The organism is Egbenema bharatensis FJBBOT/2019 (assembly GCF_048077055.1).
In the GTDB taxonomy this organism is placed as follows: domain Bacteria; phylum Cyanobacteriota; class Cyanobacteriia; order Elainellales; family Elainellaceae; genus Egbenema; species Egbenema bharatensis.
Map to the genome: position 1 here is coordinate 4,613,282 of NZ_CP182236.1, position 17,150 is coordinate 4,630,431.

17 protein-coding genes and 1 pseudogene are annotated in these 17,150 nt (G+C 49.5%); 6 read left to right on the forward strand and 12 right to left on the reverse strand.

Annotated features, from left to right (window positions below; genetic code table 11):
* Window positions 1-29: 29 nt before the first annotated feature.
* Window positions 30-1,103 (reverse strand): potassium channel family protein, encoded by a 1,074-nt coding sequence (locus ACM1PF_RS21330; RefSeq protein ID WP_416666653.1) that lies wholly within the window; start codon window positions 1,101-1,103, stop codon window positions 30-32.
* A gap of 925 nt (window positions 1,104-2,028) precedes the next feature.
* Between ACM1PF_RS21330 and ACM1PF_RS21335 the strand changes: the two genes are divergently transcribed.
* From ACM1PF_RS21335 to ACM1PF_RS21345, 3 genes are all read left to right on the forward strand, one after another.
* Window positions 2,029-2,301: a hypothetical protein gene (locus ACM1PF_RS21335; RefSeq protein WP_416666654.1), complete on the forward strand. Its 273-nt coding sequence runs from the start codon at window positions 2,029-2,031 to the stop codon at window positions 2,299-2,301.
* A 141-nt stretch (window positions 2,302-2,442) separates the two neighbouring features.
* Window positions 2,443-2,709 carry a hypothetical protein gene (locus ACM1PF_RS21340; RefSeq protein ID WP_416666656.1) on the forward strand — a complete coding sequence of 89 codons (267 nt, stop codon included), beginning with the start codon at window positions 2,443-2,445 and terminating at the stop codon, window positions 2,707-2,709.
* A gap of 95 nt (window positions 2,710-2,804) precedes the next feature.
* Entirely contained in the window at window positions 2,805-2,984 is a 180-nt protein-coding gene (locus tag ACM1PF_RS21345; protein ID WP_416666658.1) for a hypothetical protein, read from the forward strand.
* Window positions 2,985-3,258: 274 nt separating this feature from the next.
* On the opposite strand, the gene ACM1PF_RS21350 is transcribed toward ACM1PF_RS21345, so the two are convergent.
* The 8 genes from ACM1PF_RS21350 to ACM1PF_RS21385 form a co-directional block, all read right to left on the reverse strand.
* Window positions 3,259-6,132 (reverse strand): aconitate hydratase, encoded by a 2,874-nt coding sequence (locus ACM1PF_RS21350; RefSeq protein WP_416666660.1) that lies wholly within the window; start codon window positions 6,130-6,132, stop codon window positions 3,259-3,261.
* A gap of 158 nt (window positions 6,133-6,290) precedes the next feature.
* Window positions 6,291-6,788, reverse strand: a complete 498-nt coding sequence (locus ACM1PF_RS21355) for a cupin domain-containing protein (RefSeq protein ID WP_416666662.1) — start codon at window positions 6,786-6,788, stop codon at window positions 6,291-6,293.
* A 160-nt stretch (window positions 6,789-6,948) separates the two neighbouring features.
* Window positions 6,949-7,824, reverse strand: a complete 876-nt coding sequence (locus ACM1PF_RS21360) for a DUF4037 domain-containing protein (RefSeq protein WP_416666664.1) — start codon at window positions 7,822-7,824, stop codon at window positions 6,949-6,951.
* Between the two features lie 27 nt (window positions 7,825-7,851).
* The gene (locus ACM1PF_RS21365) at window positions 7,852-8,163 is read right to left on the reverse strand and encodes a type II toxin-antitoxin system VapC family toxin (RefSeq protein WP_416666666.1); all 312 of its coding nucleotides are present in this window, start codon (window positions 8,161-8,163) and stop codon (window positions 7,852-7,854) included.
* Entirely contained in the window at window positions 8,160-8,387 is a 228-nt protein-coding gene (locus ACM1PF_RS21370) for a type II toxin-antitoxin system Phd/YefM family antitoxin (RefSeq protein ID WP_416666668.1), read from the reverse strand. Before ACM1PF_RS21370 ends, ACM1PF_RS21365 begins: the two co-directional genes overlap by 4 nt.
* Before the next feature lie 82 nt (window positions 8,388-8,469).
* Window positions 8,470-8,649, reverse strand: coding sequence for a hypothetical protein (locus ACM1PF_RS21375; RefSeq protein ID WP_416666670.1), 180 nt, complete (start codon window positions 8,647-8,649; stop codon window positions 8,470-8,472).
* Window positions 8,650-8,875: 226 nt separating this feature from the next.
* Window positions 8,876-9,100, reverse strand: a complete 225-nt coding sequence (locus ACM1PF_RS21380; RefSeq protein ID WP_416666672.1) for a hypothetical protein — start codon at window positions 9,098-9,100, stop codon at window positions 8,876-8,878.
* 109 nt (window positions 9,101-9,209) lie between these two features.
* Window positions 9,210-9,734, reverse strand: coding sequence for a Uma2 family endonuclease (locus ACM1PF_RS21385; protein ID WP_416676747.1), 525 nt, complete (start codon window positions 9,732-9,734; stop codon window positions 9,210-9,212).
* A 592-nt stretch (window positions 9,735-10,326) separates the two neighbouring features.
* Between ACM1PF_RS21385 and ACM1PF_RS21390 the strand changes: the two genes are divergently transcribed.
* A complete protein-coding gene (locus ACM1PF_RS21390; protein WP_416666674.1) occupies window positions 10,327-10,599 on the forward strand; it encodes a hypothetical protein in 273 nt (90 codons plus the stop codon).
* A 39-nt stretch (window positions 10,600-10,638) separates the two neighbouring features.
* Here ACM1PF_RS21390 and ACM1PF_RS21395 read toward each other — a convergent pair whose 3' ends face one another.
* Window positions 10,639-12,393, reverse strand: a complete 1,755-nt coding sequence (locus tag ACM1PF_RS21395) for a glycosyltransferase family 39 protein (protein ID WP_416666676.1) — start codon at window positions 12,391-12,393, stop codon at window positions 10,639-10,641.
* A gap of 65 nt (window positions 12,394-12,458) precedes the next feature.
* Between ACM1PF_RS21395 and ACM1PF_RS21400 the strand changes: the two genes are divergently transcribed.
* Entirely contained in the window at window positions 12,459-12,593 is a 135-nt protein-coding gene (locus tag ACM1PF_RS21400; protein ID WP_416666677.1) for a hypothetical protein, read from the forward strand.
* 102 nt (window positions 12,594-12,695) lie between these two features.
* Here the strand turns inward: ACM1PF_RS21400 and ACM1PF_RS21405 are convergent, their stop codons facing one another.
* The gene (locus ACM1PF_RS21405; RefSeq protein WP_416666679.1) at window positions 12,696-14,387 is read right to left on the reverse strand and encodes a methyl-accepting chemotaxis protein; all 1,692 of its coding nucleotides are present in this window, start codon (window positions 14,385-14,387) and stop codon (window positions 12,696-12,698) included.
* A gap of 158 nt (window positions 14,388-14,545) precedes the next feature.
* Here ACM1PF_RS21405 and tnpC point away from each other — a divergent pair.
* Window positions 14,546-16,040, forward strand: a pseudogene (tnpC, locus tag ACM1PF_RS21410) (IS66 family transposase).
* A gap of 44 nt (window positions 16,041-16,084) precedes the next feature.
* Here the strand turns inward: tnpC and ACM1PF_RS21415 are convergent.
* Window positions 16,085-17,146, reverse strand: coding sequence for a chemotaxis protein CheW (locus ACM1PF_RS21415; RefSeq protein WP_416666680.1), 1,062 nt, complete (start codon window positions 17,144-17,146; stop codon window positions 16,085-16,087).
* Window positions 17,147-17,150 lie beyond the last annotated feature (4 nt).

Sequence of the window (17,150 nt, forward strand, 5' to 3'; positions counted from 1 at the left end):
AATTTTTTATCAGTTTTTTGTCCTGCCGACTACTGACCTGGCTTTCCCTGTCTGGGCAAACGCAAAGATTTAGGATTCAATGGGCTCAAAATCTGGTTCAACTCTCGCAGTTGCTCTGCCGTCCCCATACAAATTAAGACATCCCCCTCTTGAAGCGTGGCCCCAGCAGTGGGGCCACCAATTAATGTGCCATCAGCCCGACGGATCGCCAGTACTAAGGCTCCAGACTGTGCTCGAATGTCTGTTTCATGGAGCGTCTGCCCAATGTAGGGACAGCTTTCTGGATCAATCAGAAATTCTTCCATATAGAGCGATCGATCGGTTCCCGCCATGATGCCATCGACAAAATCCATCACCTGGGGGCGGAGGGCTGCGGCCGCCATGCGTCGTCCGCCAGTAATGTAGGGTGAAATCACGGCATCGGCTCCACCACGCTGGAGTTTTTTCAGAGCCTCTTCCGTGTTGGCCCGGGCGATCGCTCGAATTTTTGGGTTCAGGGTTTTAGCAGAAAGCACCGTATAAAGATTTTCTGCATCAGAAGGCAAAGCTGAAACCAGACAGATAGCACGGGTCACTCCAGCCACCATCAACGTTTCATCCAGAGTGGCATCGCCTTGCAGCGTGAGATAGCCCATCCGCTCACTCTCTTCTGCCATATCCTGTTGAAATTCCACCACCAGAAAAGAGACATTTTCCGTCGCAAATTCCAGGGCAATCTGTCGGCCCATCCGTCCAAAACCGCAGATAATGTAATGTTCTGATAGCTTACTGATCAAGCGATGCCGCCTCAAACGAACTCTTTCTTGAAGATAGCCTTGAACCACAATTTCCGTGAGTCGATTAATAATGTAACCAAAGCTGGCAATCCCCATCACAATCAGAGCGATGGTAAAGATGCGCCCGTTTGGACTCAACGGTTCCACTTCGGTAAAGCCTACCGTTGAGAGGGTAATCATGGTCATGTAGGCTGCATCCACCCAGGAGTAGCCTTCAATCAGGCGATATCCCAGCGTTCCTACCAACCAAACAATGCCTAGAGCCGCAATGCCGATCGTGATTTCAAAACGAATCCGTTTGTATTTTCTGCGAAGGTTGAAGAACACAGAGGATATCGGGGAAGAAAGATTCAAGTCTCAGTTTAATACGCTCTACAGAGCCAACATGGGTAGCATTTGCCATGCGATCAACATCTCCCCATGCAAATTAGCTATCCATCGCGCAGGCATCGTGTTTTTAAGGCTGTAAATTGACTTAAAATTCAGACTTCTTGCTTAGTATTCCGGACGATCGCGCCTCAGCTCTGTTTGTTGTATTAGTAGGGACTTACCCAATGGTATGGAGATACCTTGGAGTGATCCCGTGTAATCTGTGGGTTCCCAAACTTGCTACCAACGAGTCGCCAGATTCAAGCCTTCAATATTAACTAAAAGCGATCCGAAACAACCGCAGGAAGTTGTCAAACTGATGCGTTTAGACTCAGTGCATCTGGATTGAATTTCTAGAATGCATCTATACTGATGCGTCTGGATGAATTGGTCTAGGGAGTGGTTTAAAACTCTCTGGCTATGGCATAGCTGACTTTGATCCCCCTCAATCCCCCTTTAAAAGCCTACCGTGTACACAGATCTTGGCTGAGAGGCTCAAACCCTGAGTAGATCCCCCTAAATCCCCCTTAAAAAGGGGGACTTCTAATCCGGTTCCCTCCTTTTTAAGGAGGGTTAGGGAGGATCAAACCCAGTCGTGGCTAGAGCAGATGACTTGTGTGTACACCGTAGCTTAAAAAGCAGGGTGTTGAACGGCTTGGCTCCCTGGTTAAGGAGAGTTGGCGAGGATCAAAGGATTTAAAAAAACACCGCCTGGTAGCCCCTGACATCAGTTATGGGCTGGCAGTCGAGACAACCGCTCTATAGTGGCTTTTCTCTGCCCTTTACGAAATAGGGCTACCGATTTGTGCATCAAAGCTCAATGCATCAAAGCTCAATGCATCCATCTTTCCCAATCTGATTTTTCCTAACTTAGGAGTATTTCATGATACCAGCTAACCTGTCGCCCTCAACGTTCGATTCGACTGCCCAATCCGCTGTCCGTCCTCCGGACTCTACGCCAATCAATGATCCTGCCACCCTGACCTACCATAATCGGTTACATCCCTGGTGCATTATTCGCCTTTTGCCCAAGATGCAACGAGTCGTTGTGGTACGGTTTCGTCGTCGTAATTCCGCTGAAGAACACTTGCGCGTTTTAAAACGCTTGAATCCAGATGCAACCTACGAAATTGTGTTTGATTTGCCTGAGTATTAATTTTGCTTCAGGGCTGCATCGCCCACCCTAGCGATCGACTAACGCATTCCTTTAGGATGGAGTTCTACCTGAAGGAATGCACACAAAAGTTAACAAAGGCACTACACTAAGCGAAGAATAGATGTAGGGGTAGGGTCATCTATGCATTCTCAAGCTAAAAGTAAACTGCTGATTGCCAGCCTGTTTGTTTTCTCCATTGGGGGAACGTTTGCCCTCTTCGGTAGTGTACCGATGCTGGCTAATTTGTTTGCAGACCGTTCCGTTCCTAACAATCCCCAGGATTTGCCTCACCCAACCGAGGCAGACCATTCCATCGATCGGGGTAAGGTGGTTGGCGCATCCAAACGAGTCCGTCCGGTTCTGTCAAGACGTACCGTTGATCCCGCTTCACCTCGATCGGCCCTTTAAGTTCGGACGCTTTAAGTTTTAAAGAGAAGGGCTTGACTTTCAAGGAGAATATAGTACATTTGTATTTGTTATTTGTACTGGCAGGTTTGACAGTCATGTCTCAACAACTGCATCTCTTCTCCGATCGTTCGGCAGATCCTACACCCCTTCCTCTTCCTCTACTAGAACAAACCCATCAACTATTCGGAACCCACTCTAACTCAGAACTGATTCAGCGCATTCTCGCAGCCACTAAGGCGATCGATGAGCAGTGCGGCAAGTCTGTTAGTCGATAATCCGATTACCGATTGCGGTTCCTGATTGAAATTCTTGATTGCGGTTCTTGATTGCGGTCTTGTTCAGCACAAACAGATTTGAAACACCCTACAGATCCAGAGGCTCAGAGAATTTCTCTGAGTTTTTTCTTTTGCAATATTTGAAATATAGGAGCGCATCATTAGAGGGATGGGGCAAAATAACGTACCCGGTCTACTTCCTGGACGGGCGAACGCGATCGCCCCTATTCCCTACTCCCTGGACGGGCGCATTGCGATGCGCCCCTACTCCCCACTATGCCTTCTGAATCAACTGACTCAACACATAGGGCAAAATTCCCCCATGCAGGTAATAGTCCACCTCCGTTGCCGTATCAATCCGGAGAATCAGCGGTACGGTTTGGGTTTCGCCGTTGGTGCGATGAATCACCAGACTGACTTCCTGCTTGGGTTTGAGTCCCTGATCCAGTCCCTGTAGATCAAACTGCTCTGTGCCATCCAATTGTAGGGAAGCCACCGAAACGTCAGATGGAAACTGACAGGGTAGAACCCCCATGCCGACTAAGTTCGATCGATGGATCCGTTCAAAGCTTTGGGCGATCACCGCTTTTACCCCCAGCAGTAAGGCTCCCTTGGCGGCCCAATCTCGACTGCTGCCCGTGCCGTATTCCTGTCCTGCGAGGACGATCAGGGGTATGCCCTCCTGCTGATAGCGCATGGCTGCATCGTAGATCGACATTTGCTCGCCACTGGGCTGATGGATAGTTACGCCGCCCTCGGTACCGGGAACCATCAAGTTCTTAATCCGCACATTGGCAAACGTTCCGCGCATCATCACCTCATGGTTGCCCCGACGGGAGCCGTAGGAGTTGAAGTCCGTTGGTTTGACTCCTTTGGATTGCAGGTAGAGTCCAGCAGGGGAATCCGATTTAATTGCGCCAGCAGGGCTGATGTGATCGGTGGTGACAGAGTTGCCGAACAGGGCAAGGGGTCTGGCTCCCTGAATATTCTCTGCCGCTCTGGGCTGCATGGAGAAGTCCTCGAAGTAGGGCGGTTCCTGGATGTAGGTGGAACTGTCATCCCATTCGTAGACTAACCCTGTACTGCTGGGAATCTCCGCCCATAGTGGATTTTGCTCTGCGAAGTCTCGATACAAGCGATGGTAAGTTTCAGGATCAAAGGCATTTTGCAAGAGCTGCCGCAGTTCCTCTGGAGCAGCCCACAAATCGCGCAGATAAACCGGATTGCCGTCTCGATCGCTGCCAATTGGCTCCTGGCTCAGATCCAGATCGACCCGTCCTGCCAGGGCAAAGGCAATCACCAGAGGCGGACTCATCAAGAAATTCGCTTTGACGCTCTGATGGACTCGGGCTTCAAAGTTGCGGTTGCCGCTCAGGACGCTGGCTACGACCAGATCATTTCCAGTAATCGCTGCATCCAGATGGGGTTCCAGGGGCCCACTGTTGCCGATACAGGTGGTACAGCCATAGCCCACGGTTTGAAAGCCGATCGCATCCAGGTAGGGCTGAAGTCCAGTTTGGGTCAGATAATCTGTCACCACACGAGATCCGGGAGCCAGGGAGGTTTTAACGTAGGGGGGGACGGTCATGCCTCGTTCGGCTGCTTTTTTGCCGAACAGCCCGGCCGCCAGCATCACCGATGGATTTGAGGTATTGGTACAGGAGGTAATGGCTGCGATCACCACGTTGCCATGCCCCAGAGTGACTTCCCTGGGTGATGGTTCTGACCCTGGCACACAGTCTGGAGTCGGACGGTTCTGGATCATTTCCAGTTCGGTTAACACAGCGGTATTACGATCGCTTTGCAGGGCTTCTCCAGCGGGCAGGCGATCGTCTCCCTGTTCTCCCCCACCGGATACACAGTCTGAATCCTGGGCTGCGCCGATCGTCACTGCCACCTGCTGCTGGAGTTGGTCTGGCGTTTTGTTGTAGCCATCTTCCTGGATTGGACGCTTCAGCAAATCAGCAAATTTTGACTTCAAATCTGAAAGGTTAATCCGATCCTGAGGACGTTTCGGCCCCGCCACACTCGGTTCAACGGTGGATAAATCTAGCTCCAATAACTGGGTATATTCAATTTCGCCCTGACGCGGAATGCCGAAGAGTTCCTGCGCCTGAAAATAATTGCGGAAGGTATCAACGAGTTCAGGGCTGCGTCCAGTAGCCAGCAGATAGCGGCAGGTTTCCTCATCCACCGGGAAAAAGCCCATCGTGGCCCCATATTCCGGCGACATATTGCCAATCGTGGCGCGATCGGGGATGGTCAGACTGGCGGCTCCCTCCCCATGAAATTCGACAAACTTACCGACGACCTTGGCCTGCCGTAGCATCTCTGTAATCCGCAACACCAGATCGGTAGCGGTGACTCCTGGCTGTAAACTGCCCGATAGGTGAACCCCAACCACATCCGGCATCAGGAAATAAACCGGTTGCCCCAACATTCCCGCTTCTGCTTCAATCCCTCCCACACCCCAGCCCACAATCCCCAGGCCGTTAATCATGGTGGTATGGGAATCGGTACCCACCAGGGTATCAGGATAATAAACGCCATCCGACTCCAGCACCCCTCGCGCCAAGTATTCCAGGTTCACCTGATGGACGATGCCAATGCCAGGTGGGACGATCGAAAATCCATTAAAGGCCTGCGTGCCCCACTTGAGGAAGCGATAGCGGGCTTCATTCCGCTGAAATTCGATCTGCATATTCAGTTGTAGGGCATTGCTCATGGCACTAAAATCCACCTGCACCGAATGATCCACCACCAGATCCACCGGAACCAATGGTTCAATCACTTCTGGATCATGACCCATCCGTGCCGCCGCCGATCGCATTGCCGCCAAGTCCACCAGCACGGGCACTCCGGTAAAATCTTGAAGCAAAATTCGGGCAACGACAAAAGGAATCTCTGTGGTGCGATCGGCCCTGGGCTGCCAGTTGGCCAGATTCCGCACATCTGCCTCGGTAATCCGCTGACCATCATAGTGACGCAACACCGACTCCAGCACAATCCGAATGCTCACGGGCAAACGCGAAATAGCCCCAACCCCCGATCGTTCCAATTGCGGCAGGGAATAGTAATGGGCAGTTTGGCCGTTTCCGGTCGGGAAGGACTGAAGGGAGTCAAACAGGGAGTGGGGCGTAGTTGCCATGATGGGGATCTCCTGGAGGTGAGCCATAGGCTGAAACAGTAACTACCCTATCATTTTTGACCTGAAACGATGTGCAGCAGGAACTACCTCTAAAGTCCGGAACTCTTTTTCATCCACTGATTCATCCACTTGATTCATCCATTGACATTAGACAGATCTCAATCCTCAGTCGATTGCTTGTTGCTCCAAAAAAGTTGAAGCGCTGACTCATCCAATATATAGGCTGACTCACCATCCCTAATCACTCGTTTACCAAGCCGAGGAAAAACGCCAACATCTAAGCGTCCTGCTTCTCCACCCATCAGATATACAAGGTCTTCATCGAATGGATTACGAAGATGATGAGGTTGTTGAGGTAGCCCATAGCCCATGAAGTCTCCTGGCTCGACTTCGTACTCCACATCTCCAATTTCCGCGATACCTCGACCCGACAAAATGTAAACCCATTCTTCTTCGTTCTGGTGAGCGTGGAAGATGAAAGATTCCTTGCCTGATGGTACACGCGCGATCGTTACACCGATGCGTTTAAGACCGACAGCACGCCCAAGGAATCGTAAATAAATTTCTGAATTGGGGTTAAGCGGATGATGAAACTCAAACGCATCCATTGAATTGATATCTGATACTTTCAGCAGGGAATGTTGTTCATCAGTCACGTTGATGTTCTCCTATCAAGTTGGCAAAGGGTCTGAGCACCACAAGTCAGCAGCATAACGGTTTGGGTCAGCGGCTGCGAATAACTTTTGCAACACTACCAGAATCTCTCAACAGTCCGCTCCATCCGGATTTTTAGCCTGTTTTTGATGGACATTTAAGTTAACGATCGACGGGCAACTCCCACCTCGGATAAAGCTGATTAAACCTTGCACGCTGCTGCTTGAGGTCAACTTGCGGTAAGCACTGATCTACAAGATCGAACGTTTCCTCCACGAGTCGTCGCAACTCAGCGGTTCCACTTGCAGCATCAGATTGAAAAACGCACTCCAACCGGGCAAAAAACTCAGGCGGCTTAATGCTCATTTCTTCAACAAAGTAACGGGTCCATTTGAAACCGGGGTGATAAACACGATTTAGCGCGAACAGAATATTAAGAAGCCATCGCGTGATGGCGCAGTTGTTTTCATACAGCATTGGGATTTCAAGGCGATTGGTTAGAATGTGTTGCCCATCAAACGGACGAAATTTCAGATGCTTCTGAACCATTGCAACAGCGAGTTCTTCAGGATAAGGATAAAGCCGATCTTGCCAATGTTTGATGAGGTCTTCGCCATAAAGAACAATAGCCCGTTGAAGATTAAACGCTGAGGCTTGCTTCTCAAACAACAGCCCGTTTTGCGACACATCGTAATGCTCAACAACATCGGTCACGATGCTATCCATTGTATTTCGCGCCCAATGACCCGCTTCGACTTTCATATCGTACAGGTAGAACTGCTCCAGCCATGCTTGTTTTGCTTCTCCATACGGCTCAAGCTCCCATCCTTTGACACCAACCCTTTGCGCTGTGGCTCGTAACTCTTCGACGGACGGCAATTGTGACCAGATGAAGCCTAATTCAAGATCAGAATACTGGTCTGAAATTCCTAATGCTGCTGAGCCAAATACAAAACACGCTTCAACTTCAGGATTCGCTATGAAAGCAGGAGCGATTTTGTGAGCTAATGAAATTCGCCATGCGCTATGTTTAGTCATACATCATGCTGTCGAAACTGAGGGCATCTATGCAATGCTCGATATATCAAAAATTTGATGACTACCATTTTCGACTGACCCCATAACTATCGTCAGGTGCTCAAAGGTAATTATCAGAATTTCAATGTTGTTAAGAATAATCTGCTGAGGGATAAACTGCTCATAACTATCAGGTAACGTCAGTTTATTCAGGCTAACTTTGATAGCGATTTCCCAGAGGCTAGCTGTACTGAGGAGCAAATCAACATCAGACTCTAACAGATCAGCAGCAGAGCTACTCAGTTCGGGACTATTATTAATGAACCAAAGAAAGGTATGCGTATCCAGGAGTAGTTTCATGACCTGTACTCCTTAAAGTCCTCAATGGGTTCATCAAAGTCTGGAGCCATCCAAATTTGACCTTTGGCACTGCCACGTTGTCGTCGTTTGGTAATGGGTAGAATCTGAATCAACTTCAGAATCGGCTGGTTATTACGGGTGATAATCACTTCTTCGCCTTGCAGGGCAGATTGCAGAAGTTGATTAATTCGAGTTTGAGCTTCGGTAATATCAACTTGTTGCATGGTCTGACCTCCTAAACTTCCACTTCTGAACTTCGGCTTTGAAGAACTCCAGAATCGCCCGCCGATGTTCTTCATCTGCTCCCTACAAGCGACCCTTTGGCCACCACTGCCGCTCGTAGTGCCCCAGGTTATAGACATCAAAGGCGCGATAGGGCTTGCCCTCACTGTGCAACTTACGCTGAAGCTCAATCATCCGCTTGCGCGAGGTTCTGCCCTCAATTATAGTCGCTGCCCCAGATGCCACCAAATCAAGCTTTTGCAAGATTGAATAGGCGTGGTGGGTGGGGGTGGTAGGGGCGATCGTCCTGGCGGACACACTAAAGGGCGATCGCAGAAATTCTTCACTTTAGATGAGTGACTTAAACACTGCCCCAACCCAGGACTAAAGCGAGATAACTACATATTCACCGTTACTTTGGCAGGATAACACTCCCCACAACAGCATGATCCAGTAGTACCTATGGTGTAAACTCGATCGCCCCACCCTTTCAGCTTAGGGTTTCCACTGCTGCCCTCTGACAGAAGTAGTAGCGAAACTCGAATTCTTCACCATCGGGCGTGATTTTGCGGTGGGCGCGGTTGAACCAGTGGTTGAGGAACTGAATCGTAGTGTCGCTGGCTCTGATGTAAAAGGCTTCTCGCCATTCCCGCACTGCTGCCCGCAGATTATTGACCACCTCGATCGGTGAGGCTCTACGTCCCTGTTTCACCACAGCGGGGTCGTCAGGTTTTTCTACCCGAACGCGATGGGCGTTGGATTCTTGCCAGGGACAAACAGGGTTTCGAGAACGGTGGGATTGAGGGTGGAGGAGGTCATAAAAATCAGAATAAGAGCTTTTGAAATAGATCCGCCACGGGGAACGTAAATCCGGGAATCACCTCTTCTCCATCCAAAGAATCAATGGATTTCAGCAGGCGATCGGGTTCTTGGGCACAGCGGTAGACCAGTACATAGTGTTCGCTGGGGTGAACAATCCAGGCTAAACGAGTGTCATTCTCGAAGTATTCCACCAACTTGTCGTGAATCTCTTCCACCGTGTTGCCAGGGGATAACACTTCAACGGCGAGATCAGGGGCACCGTCCAGGAATCCGGAGGGGAGTTCGGTCATCCCTTGCAGGCGTTCTTTGGCAAAGAAGGAAATATCAGGCGATCGCCGATTCCCATTTTTCATTTTGAAGGCAGTACTGGAATCTAAAATAATTCCCAGCTTTTTAGGCAAGACATAGCTGGCTAAGGCTGCAACTAGTAGGCTACAGATATAACCATGCAATGCCCCTGAATTTCCCATATCAATCAGTTCTCCATTCACGATTTCATAGCGATGCCCATCTTTAGGCAGTGCCATAAATTCTTCATCTGTCCAAACCTTTTTATCAGTTTTTAATTCAATTGCAGTAGACACGAATTACCTCCTTGCAATGACTGTGCACCACGATGATGTTCGATCTCAACAAAAATAGTGACTTAAACACTGCCCCAACCCAGGACTAAAGCGAGATAACTACATATTCACCGTTACTTTGGCAGGATAACACTCCCCACAACAGCATGATCCAGTAGTACCCTATGGCGTAAACTCGATCGCTCCACTCTTTCAACTTTCTGATTCCAGTAAATTTGTACAACAGAACACTTGACTATGGCGATCGATCTGGTAATGTCTTAATTTATGGCTACACAAATGCGTGTCGCAGTAGCCTGGCTCCCAACAACCTGGCGAGGTATGAAGTAGCGAGCACTACAGCATACCTCTAACCCCACAGACGACCGTAGCTGTCCGTCGGGCTTGGATTAGTTTAACGCTTTTGTTGAACAACTTCCTATCCCCAACTTTGCGATGGTTGAACGGGGGGACAACCGGGTTGGTGGGTTTCTTCCGTTCATTACAACCCCAATCGTTTGCACGGCAGATAGATTGCCTGTAGGGGCGCACAGCAGTGCGCCCTTACCAGGATGTGCAATTTCTGCAATCAGATTGGTATGACTTTAACCTGTTCGCTCATCCTACCTTTGGAGAGGATGCTGATCCGAGTACCGGACGAGAGCATGTTCGCATTATTATCTTTGGCTCTAAAGAAGTCGTTCGCGCCACCATTCATGATCTCTATCTCAAGAACTTTCGCCGCATCGAAAGCTGGAGTCCCCTTTTACCGACTCCTGATCCCACCCTATTCATGGCCATCAGCACCGAATATCGCCTCATGCGATAGGTCATCCCAACCAGCCATCCCGCGATCGAATCGATCGCATCATTCCGGCTCTACCAGCCGCAGCAGCGCAACTTGATCTTGCTCGATCGCCTCTGCGTTCAGGGAGTACACCGTTTGTAGAGTGCCAATCAGCATTTCCGACGGGAAATACAAGAATCGATCGCGCCCTTCTGCCAGGTCTGGTACTGCCGGATCTTTAACCAGTTGGAAACGAACCTGGGGGTGAACCAGATAGCTGAGGGAAATTACATTTCCAAGACTCGTTGCACCAGAACTGCCCACGACAACCGGCTGATCAAATTGATTGAGAAAAGCGGCTGTCTCTGCATTAGTGTAGCTCACGCCCTTACTCCACCAGGTTTTTGCCTGCCAGCTTAAACCACAGGAAATGATCCCGGCGGTGAGTAAGACTGCCAAAAGCCCTCGTCCAACTCGCTGCCGAACATATGATGGATGTTGCATCAAACGGGATAAAAGATGGGCTACAGCCAACTGTCCTCCCACCAACATGGGCACGAAATATCGGGTTTGGGACGATCGCTGTCCTTCCCATATCAGATCGGGCAGCATCAAAGTCAGTGAAGGCAAAAGGATCAGCAATGGAATCAAAATTGCCGCAGGACGAGGCGCGTGGCGATACAGCACCCAGAGGCTATAAGCGAGCAGCAAGAGAACGATCGGCGGAGCAATATAGGTATAGAGGTGATCGAGGGGCAATCCGAGATCAATAAAATTACTGCTGAAATGCAGTCCCCAAAGTTTAATCAATACATCTTTGGGTAGGAACTGAGTCGTCCAGAAGGTTTTGGCATCCAATGCCCCCTTTTCCTGCACCAGTACAATTAACCAGGGCATGAAGGCAATTAAGCCGAGGGCAACCGCCAGGAGATAGCCTTGCAAAGATTTTCTAGCTGCCCCAGTGCTATCCTCTGCGCTGTTGCTTCCCGCCTCCGATCGCCCCCATCGTTCCAGAATGGGATGGGACAAAATCACCAAAAATCCATGACCCATGACCACCAAAACCGAAAACAGAAACGTATACAAATTCAGGGCAATCGTGGCAGCATAAACGCCCCAACTCGCCCAGGTTTTTAGCCGCATCGCCCGGACTAACGCCGCCGAGGATAGAAGCGTTGCCAATGTCCACAGGCTAGACTGACGAGCTTCCTGAGCATACAGCACATGAAACGGCGAGATGGACAATAACCCGATCGCTATCCACCCAGTGAACGGTGAATGAAATAATTCTTGACACAGCCAGTAGAGAGCCGGAAACGCCAGCAGACTAAACCCGACGGACAAGCTTCTGACGATCGCCGTTTCACTCCCAAAGAGTTCCATCCAAACCCGCGCCAGCAGGTAATAAAGCGGAGGATGTTCGGGATGACTGGTTAATGCTTGCCAGGTATGCGACCAACCGCGATCGGGAGACAGGCGTTGGTACTGTAGCAGCGTTTCCGGCAAAATCACTTCCCCCGTAAACACCTCTGAGGTCACTTCAGAACCGTTGTGGCCTGCGGCTCGCAGCGAGGTGAATACTTCATCATGCCAGTAGACTTTTTGCCCCAGGTGAGTCACCCGCACAAAGATGCCCAGTGCCAGCACGATGGTCAGAACAAACACCAGTGGCAGTGCTGTCAACCGAGGAGAAGGAAGCGATCGTTGTTTCATTCTGTTAGCAATACTCGCCCATGGCATTACCGACGGAGATTGGCAGGCTTGATCCGGAAAAAACATCATGCTGAAAGAGGAACCCTGACGGGTGATGTCGGTCACGGTTTCATTTGTCAGCATGAAATTAGATGGAATCAATGGTTCACCACCAGAGATGATTCACCACCCAATTAAGGCTATAGGCTATGAATTTTAACCCATCCGATCTCTCACTGATTATTGCAGCAGCCGGTATTCTCTTCTGTCCAACGCTGTGTGGCATTATGGCCTATCGGGTCAGCCGCACCTACACCACCCTGAGAATGAAGGCTGAGGCTTAATTGAGGCTTAATTAAAGAGGCTTAATTAAAAATGAGGGGCCGAAGCCCCTCACTGAGTTTACTAACTTGGCAGCATTTACCTGATATCCCCCTTCCACCCTTCTATCGTTCCAGGACAGCAACTTCCTGCTGCAACTGCTGCACAGCCCGATTAAGCTGTTCTAGGGCGCTGTTGGTGTCATCCAGCGTATGCTTCAAATAGTTGGCGGTTTGGGCGGAGGATGTGCTGAGCTGGGCGATCGCTGAACTAATGGTTTGCGCACCTTCCAACTGAGCTTTCATCCCCTGGTGTACCATTTGCAGGTGAGGCGCGATGGCTTCTACGTGTTCGCTCGTAAAGTTGTTCATTTCCCTTACCCCACTGGACACCGCAGTTTGCATTTCTCTGACGATCGGCTGAATTTTGCGAGTTACAGTGGCCGTTTCCGTCGCTAGCTTGACAATCTCCTGGGCAACAATCTCAAACCCTTGCCCCCCTTCTTCATTGTCTGCGGCTTGAATCGAAGCATTCAGCGAGAGCAGTTTGGTTTGATTTGAAATTTCGGTAATCGTCAGGACAATGTCATCGATCCCGTCTGCTTTTTCAGCGATCGCCCCCAGTTTTTTGGTTAAGGAACCTGTGGCTTGCTGCAACTCTTCAAATGCCGTATCCATCTGCTGAACGGTAGTGGCCAATTTGGCTGAAATCTCGGAAATTTCCTGGGCAGTGGCCATCACATCATTGGTGGAAGCGACTTGTTCCGCCATCATGGTTTCCAGGCGTTGACCTGACGTGGTAATCAGGGTTGTTAAAGTCGTTGAATCAAGCACTTGTTTGGCCAGCGAATTCAGTAATGACAAACTCTGCCGTAGGTCTCTGGAAAGCGAACGAGATTCCTTACGATAAATCTGGACATATTCCAAACTCAGGCCAATCAACGGCACCAGGTAAGCCAGAATTTTGAGAAAGTGCGCGACGTTGAAGCCGTTATCAAACAGGGCCGTTGATCCCAAAGCCATATAGGTTTGCGTGGCCACGTTGGGAATAATGCTAATAATCAAGGCATGGCTGAACAGGTTGGGATCATGACGGTAAAAGTAGGGATATAAAAAGATACCTGCCAGAAGAAAGATGATCAACGGAGCCACATCCCAGGGTCGCGTAATGATCGAGTCGGGGAACATGGTTGTAGGCAGTGTGTTGCGAGTGGCGCAGAACTGGATAATGCCATAGGCAATGAAGCCTAACATGACACTAACAAACAGAACCAACCTCAGATTTTGTTTGCGATCGGTTTGAATGGCAAATCGCTTTTGGAATAAAACAATTCCCATCCCCACCACCACGATCAGGGCATTGAACAGGCGACAAATTGCCCAGGTAAAGGGAATCAAGTTTTGAGTATCTGCAACGGCTTCAATCAAGCGATCGGCCGCCAGGGTATGGAAGGCATCCATCACTCCAGCAAAGAACAGGGAGCAGCCGATGATTGGTACTGTTGGATTCCCCTTGATACTGTAATTGAGAAAGCTGAGAAGCACGATAAAAATCGCCGCACAAAATGCACTCCATTCCAGAAGCGAATGAATAAAGCTGCCAGCGAGAGCATGGTGCATCGCATCTGCTAATTCATTAGGCGAGAAAAATTCAACTTGAGAGACATCTAAGGGTTGTCCTGGAGTGCCAAAATCTATGCCCAACAAATTCAGCACAAAGGGGATAATACAAATCGCTACAACAACCCAGATAATTTCCTTAGGAACTTTTGTAGTATCATCCTGCTGCATTCTGCTGTTGATAAATATTCCGGTCATTAGTCCACCTCTGGAGCAAAAAGTATGGTTCGATCGTGTTCTTCAAAATTCAGGTTTTCTCCGCTCTGCATTTCTGAATTGAAGAATTAACGTATCCGTACACAGGGTAAAGCAGAAAGAGTGAGCGATGTGAGGGTAAGTCTGCTAGGCTAAAACGCATGGAATCCCCGAATGCCTTTTTAAGCGAAATTTCAGCAGAGGACTGGGCCAACACACCGGAGAGTGTCAAGCAGTTGGTGCAGCGTCTATTGGAGCGTATTGAGGCATTAGAGGCAGGCCAGCAAGCGTTACAAGAGCAAATTCAGCGCAATTCCAAAAACTCCTCGCAACCGCCTTCGCAAGACCCTCCGAAGGGATTCAAGGCTACCCCGAAAAGAAAAGTGGGAAAGCGCGAGGCGGACAACCGGGACATCCGGGACATTCGCAGGAACTTTACCCGCCGGAACAATGTACGCGCATTGAGGATCACTACCCTGAGGTGTGTTGCGAATGTGGACATCGCTTGAGAGGGAAAGATGCCAATCCGCAACGGTGTCAGATCGTAGATTTGCCACCGTTACAACCGATTGTTTTGGAACATCGCTTTCATGCGTTGGAGTGCCCCCAGTGTGGGGTAAGCAGCCGTGCCTATGATGGCGAGATTGTGGATGGTTGTCGCTATGGGGAAAGGCTGTGTGCATTAGTCGCACTGTTGAGTGGAGAGTATCGTCAAAGTCACCGGATGGTGGTGCGGCTGTTGAGTGAATTGTTTGAGATTCCCATCTCCGTGGGCAGTGTCGGACGCTTGCGGCAACAGATGAGTGAAGCGATTGAGCAACCCGTCGAAGCGGTTCATCGCTATGTGCAGCAGCAACCCGTTGTTGGGATAGATGAAACGAGTTTGCCTCAGGGTAACGCCGATGGGAACAATGGCAAGGGGAAGCGAGGCTGGTTGTGGGTGATGGTAACCCCGTTGGTGTGCTATTTCCAGGTGGCGTTAAGCCGCTCTCAAGCCACCGCTCAAAGCATCTTAGGAACTGATTTTGCTGGGATTGTCAACAGCGACCGCTACAGTGCTTACAACTGGTTAAACTTGCAATGGCGACAATTGTGTTGGGCGCATCTGAAACGCGATTTCACCAAAATTGCCGAACGGGGTGGGGTGAGCCAGACCTTGGGAGAGCAACTTCTCCAACAGCAAGAGAAATTATTTGAGTTATGGCATCGGGTGCGAGATGGAACCTTAGCACGCCCCCAATGGATAGAAGCCGTAGCACCCATTCGACAACGGGTGAAAGCACTGTTGGAAGAAGGAGCGGCTTACCCAATTGGACCAGAGAAAAGACACCTTTGGCAAAGACGGTGCGAACCTGTCAGCAGTTACTCAAAGTAGAACCTGCTTTATGGTTATTCGTCACAACCGTTGGAGTAGAGCCAACCAATAATGCAGCAGAACAGGCGATTCGTCCAGCAGTGTTGTGGCGACGCTGTAGCTATGGCTCCCAAAGTGAGGCAGGCAGTTTGTTTGTCGGACGAATGATGACGGTTGTAGCAACGCTGCGGCGGCAAAATCGCCATGTCCTCGATTATCTCACCGATGCTTGCTATGCCAAGCGTCGGGGCTTGCCTGCCCCTTCTTTACTTCCGCTTCCCGACCTACAGCGATCCTCCTGACTACCTTGCTAACCCTGTGTACGGATACGAATTAACTGCCGGGATTAGATGGCCTGATCAACCACTAACCCACCCTTCAACAAAAGCTTTGGTAGATCTAAAATGCCCATCGTTCCCTCGCTGTAGGGTGCAATTCCTTTCAGGTATTGATCCGATTTAGCGTAGGGATTCGACACAACAGCCGTAATGTCTTGCTGATTCAGCATAAACATCGCATCATTGACCTCTTCAACTAAAAGGCCAACGACGATCGCTTCAAACTCTACAATCATCGCTTTGAAATCAGTCAAAAGACCGGATGCAGGCAGGTTTAATACACTGCGAATATCAACCAGAGTCAGGATTTCACCTCGTAAGTTTGTGTTACCTACAATGTGGGAGGGACAGCAGGGAACTGGAGTCACTTTTTGAATATTGATAAACTCTCGAATGTCGGATAAATCAATTCCCCAAAATCGACCGCCTAATGTAACCACTGCGATCGGTTTCAGCAGTTCCACGGCTTTCTGAACCGTATCTTTTAAGTGATCGGCTCGCTTGCGGAAAATTTCCTGGTCAGTTGTGGGGGTGTTTTGTTGCGCCGTTTCATTCGGTGAAGGGGCACCTGATTTTTGATCAAACTTTAGGCTTTGGTGAGGGAAATGGCGAGACACGAAGGACAGAATTTGCTGCGCCTCAATCCAAACTTCTGGATCATGGAGAATGAAAATTTCATCTTCAACACTAAAAGCCTGGATAATGGCTGGTTTTTCAGCATCGGTTGACTCCTGCAATTCTTTTGAGTGCATATTTTTATTCAGGGAGATCGGCCGTATATCATGCACTGCATTAACCAGAATCCCAACCTTAAATTGAGGACACTTTAAGGTGATCACAATATCTGTTAGTTGCCGATCGATTTTTGAATGTCCTAAGTCAGCATTAAGATCAATGATAGGCAGCGGCTTTCCCCGAAGATCTACAATGCCCGCGATCGTATGTGCTCCAGGGGGAACATCTGAAATTAATATCAGCTCCGGCAAGGCGAAAATTTCCTTAACACAGGCTTTTCGGATGCCGTAGCGTTCACCATTTAACTCAAAAATTAGATAGATATCTTCTTGCATAACC

Excerpts from the sequence above, each read along its gene's own strand:
- ACM1PF_RS21335 (WP_416666654.1), top strand. The coding sequence starts at position 2,029 with ATGATACCAGCTAACCTGTCGCCCTCAACGTTCGATTCGACTGCCCAA.
- ACM1PF_RS21340 (WP_416666656.1), top strand. The coding sequence starts at position 2,443 with ATGCATTCTCAAGCTAAAAGTAAACTGCTGATTGCCAGCCTGTTTGTT.
- ACM1PF_RS21345 (WP_416666658.1), top strand. The coding sequence starts at position 2,805 with ATGTCTCAACAACTGCATCTCTTCTCCGATCGTTCGGCAGATCCTACA.
- ACM1PF_RS21350 (WP_416666660.1), bottom strand. The coding sequence starts at position 6,132 with ATGGCAACTACGCCCCACTCCCTGTTTGACTCCCTTCAGTCCTTCCCG.
- ACM1PF_RS21360 (WP_416666664.1), bottom strand. The coding sequence starts at position 7,824 with ATGACTAAACATAGCGCATGGCGAATTTCATTAGCTCACAAAATCGCT.
- ACM1PF_RS21365 (WP_416666666.1), bottom strand. The coding sequence starts at position 8,163 with ATGAAACTACTCCTGGATACGCATACCTTTCTTTGGTTCATTAATAAT.
- ACM1PF_RS21370 (WP_416666668.1), bottom strand. The coding sequence starts at position 8,387 with ATGCAACAAGTTGATATTACCGAAGCTCAAACTCGAATTAATCAACTT.
- ACM1PF_RS21385 (WP_416676747.1), bottom strand. The coding sequence starts at position 9,734 with ATGGCACTGCCTAAAGATGGGCATCGCTATGAAATCGTGAATGGAGAA.
- ACM1PF_RS21395 (WP_416666676.1), bottom strand. The coding sequence starts at position 12,393 with ATGCTGACAAATGAAACCGTGACCGACATCACCCGTCAGGGTTCCTCT.
- ACM1PF_RS21400 (WP_416666677.1), top strand. The coding sequence starts at position 12,459 with ATGAATTTTAACCCATCCGATCTCTCACTGATTATTGCAGCAGCCGGT.
- ACM1PF_RS21405 (WP_416666679.1), bottom strand. The coding sequence starts at position 14,387 with ATGACCGGAATATTTATCAACAGCAGAATGCAGCAGGATGATACTACA.
- ACM1PF_RS21415 (WP_416666680.1), bottom strand. The coding sequence starts at position 17,146 with ATGCAAGAAGATATCTATCTAATTTTTGAGTTAAATGGTGAACGCTAC.